Source organism: Muriicola sp. (assembly GCF_049669965.1).
Taxonomy (GTDB): Bacteria; Bacteroidota; Bacteroidia; order Flavobacteriales; family Flavobacteriaceae; genus Muriicola.
Genome location: NZ_JBATLB010000041.1, coordinates 1 through 3,620, shown reverse-complemented (window position 1 = coordinate 3,620; position 3,620 = coordinate 1). Strand labels below are relative to the sequence as shown.

At 44.9% G+C, this 3,620-nt stretch carries 1 protein-coding gene; it reads right to left on the bottom strand.

What is annotated here, in order from left to right:
• Positions 1-3,620, bottom strand: a 3,620-nt coding sequence (locus WBM49_RS02535; RefSeq protein WP_424370493.1) for a LamG-like jellyroll fold domain-containing protein, incomplete at both ends; no start/stop codon positions are given.

The window sequence follows — 3,620 nt, the reverse complement described above, 5'->3', positions numbered from 1 at the left end:
GCGATGTAGACACCGGTTGCCAGGTTTCCGATATCGATCCCGTTTTCCAGTGCGCTATTGTCGGGCTCCGTGTAGGTCCTGATGCGCTGTCCCAGCAAATTGGTAATGGTAAGCGATTGCGCCTGTTCTTGTAGACCTTTAACAAAGAGTTTATCTTGGTTGTTATCGGCAAAGATGACCACTGTATTAGTATCGAACTCATCGTTAGATAGGGTATCCTCCGGTTGGAATACGATATCGAATCGTTCTGTATCTTCACCAGGATTAGCGGAGAAGCTGTAAGGTCCCTGTCTTAAGTTCCATACCACGCCCTCCTGGTTGTCTTTTATGTATATATCCTGGTCCTGGTCTATATTGACGAGCTCTACAATGTCCAGGCTATAGCTATAGCTTCCCGAAGCATTCAGGGTCAGATCTACGACCTTTTCTGGAGTAATGGATGAAAAGGCCTGTATGGCGTAAGGTTTATCGTTAAAACTACTGGTAAGGTCTTCCTCCGGTCTGTCGGTGATGATACCACCATCATAGCCATAGTCGAAGGCATCAGAGGTATTTTCGCTGAAGCCCAGTACAAAGCGTCTGGTAGCGCCCGAGGAAGCGGCAAACTCCAAACGGATGAGCTGCATCTGTGAGCTGTTGGTACTTGTTGAAGTCGCGTTGCCCTGTGTTGTACCACCAACGGTTACGTTACTGTTGTCATTGGCCTCAAAGAAGACCGAGCCATCCTCCGGGTTCGCACTGGCATCGCTTTCTTTTTTGAATATACGCTGGCCGTTGTTGAACTCGATGTTTCCATCGTTGACGACCTCGACAAAGAAGCCCTGTCCGACGGGGATGTAAAAGCTAGGTGTCTTGATGCCCTGTGTCTGTGTCTGCCCAGCGATAGGGATCCCGGGGTATTGGTAGGCACGTTCAGTGCTGGTAAGGTTGATGTAGCCGTAACCGCCCTCGTATTCCGCCAGTAGGTGCGAGCTTCCCGCCCATTGCTCCCATAGGAGTATGGTACCTTGTATGGAAGGGATATTGGAATCGGCAGGATCGTCCGAGTTGTCATCGATTATACCACTGGCCTGGTTGTCCAGGATGAACTGTCTGGCATCCAGGGCAGAAGGATAGGGGTTTCCCACGAGCGTTGTGGTCAGGGTGACGTCCTGTTCGCTCTCGTTGGCACTATCGCCGTCGACATCGTCGGCAGCGACCAGTATGGTCCCGTTGTTGGGTTTTCCCTCAAAGATATATTGTTGTTCCGTACCGGCTGCACCACTACCTTTCTGTGTGTAGCCAAGACCAGGCAGAATGGCCGTGTTCTGGTCCATAGCGACCCAATTGAAATAGGTAAGACCGTTCTGGAAGCTGTAGAGCCAACGTGAACTAATTGTTACCGGGTTGGTAAGAGGCGGGTCGAGTGCCGTTGTAAAGTTGATGGCGTTGCCATCGCCTTGCTTGAGCATGCCAACGGTAAAAGCCGAGTTGTTGGTATTATTGCCGGCAGCATTGTTATCGGACAGTGTGGTAGCTGCGGTACTGCCCACGGGCGATGCCCAATAGTTGTACCAGTAGAGGTTACTGTTGCCTTCTTGGCGGCGCAGGATCTTGCCATCGGCAGAGGTCACCAGGTCACTGGTATTGGTCTGTATAAGCTGTGAGTCGCCCAGAAGGTCCAAGGTACCATCGAGTTGCAGGTACCAATTGTTGGTAATGGCGTTATCGCCACTCACCCTTAATCTCCCACCATTATCGATGAGCATGCCTAACTGTGTATGAGATGCCGAAGTAGTCACATCATCGTGAATATGCACTATACCCCAATCTTTATTATTTGGAACATCTACTATATCCAATACATCCCCGTTTAACCACGTGCTTTCTTCGGTCCAATCACCATCCGCTTGTGTTTCGTATGGCATTGGTGCTGTTTGTGGCTGAATGGTGGTAATATTATATAAAGTTGCGACTCTGTTATAACTGGAGGCATCTGCTGTTTTTGAACTTGAGATATTTGTCATTGGCCAATAGGCTTGGAGATTGGTCCAAGGAATTGAGGCACTGGTTGTAACATCAACAAGGGCTTTGGGAACAACAGCGCCAGCAATATTAATACCATTTTGCTGTATTTCTTGATACACCATTTGTTGTATCTGGCTCTCGGTAAGGGCCAGATCTAATATTCTCACTTCATCAATGGAACCTCTGAAATATTGTATATCGGAAGTGGCATTTTTACCGATCGTAAAAGACGTGGTACTTGGATCGAGACCAGTGTTTAACCCAGAATTATTGTTTGTGCTGATTTCTTCTCCATTTAAGAAAGTTCTTAAGTACTGGCCATTTATTAAAGAAGAACTGTAAACAACAGCAATATGAGCCCATTGGTTTAGAACAAGTGCGTCAACTGAAGTTGAAGAAATACCATTTACGGTAGTGGTTAGCAATCTTGTTGCACCATCAACTTCAACAGAAATATTGTCCTGGCCAAATAGGACCGCATCATTATTAAAAGTAGCATCTAATTTAACCCAGCCCATGATAGTGGCTGCAAGGTTGTTGCTTAAAATAGGATCACTATCCAAATAATCATCTATACCATCAAAATCGATACTTGCAGAGCCAAAATCCGATGCATCGCGATAATCAAGATCGCCACCAGTAAATAAATCACCATCGGTATCTGGGAGAATAGAAGACGAAGGGTTGTCTATTTCATCATTAACATCGGCAGCATCCAAAAGATTTGCACCTTCAAACAAATCATCAAGTCCGTCACCATCAGCATCAGTGAAAGTAACAATAGTATCTGCCATACCATTTTCTTGGATATCGGGAATCCCGTCGTTATCTGAATCCAGGTCAACATTGTCAGGAATGTTGTCACCATCAGTATCCGTGAGCATAATACCATTAGGATAGGCCGTATCCAAACCTGTTACAGCGTCAAAAATACCGTTTGGTGTTAAATAGCCAATGGTTGGTTGTGCTTCCACATTATCAGGGATACCATCGTTATCAGAGTCAAAATCAAATTCATTATTCAAGCCATCATTATCGGTATCTTCTCCATTAACAATTATCAAGCTTGGAGATTTGTAATCAAAAATATCACATTGTGTAAAAGACATCGAGAACTCTCTGGTTGAAGTTCCATTAGTAGTTCTAACCAACTGCATTCTTAAGTCGAATGTGTTACTTAAGAATTGAAAGTAGGAACGTAATTGAGGAAGTGTTGAAAAACCAGGACCTTCTAAAATACCTGTAGATCTCATTCTTATAATACCGCCACCTTGATCAGTAACTTCCAAAACGGTAGGGTTATCTGTGCCATAAGCTGATGGATTCGTATACTCAATCGATTCAACACCGTCTACATCCCAAGAGGTTCCTCCAATTCTGAAAAGAGAGGAAGCTGGCGTTGTAGTACCTGTATCTACGATTGTAAATCTAAAATCAATTCCAGGTGTCCCGGAATCTGTAAATTCTATTCTAGTTTGAAGATAATTAGGATTGTCCACTGTATCATCATCCATTATTACTAGGGAACAATCGGTAGTTGACACCACTTCAACCAAAACATCATAGCCCTCTAGTGCATTATTAAACCTGTAAACTGAACCTACACCAAGATC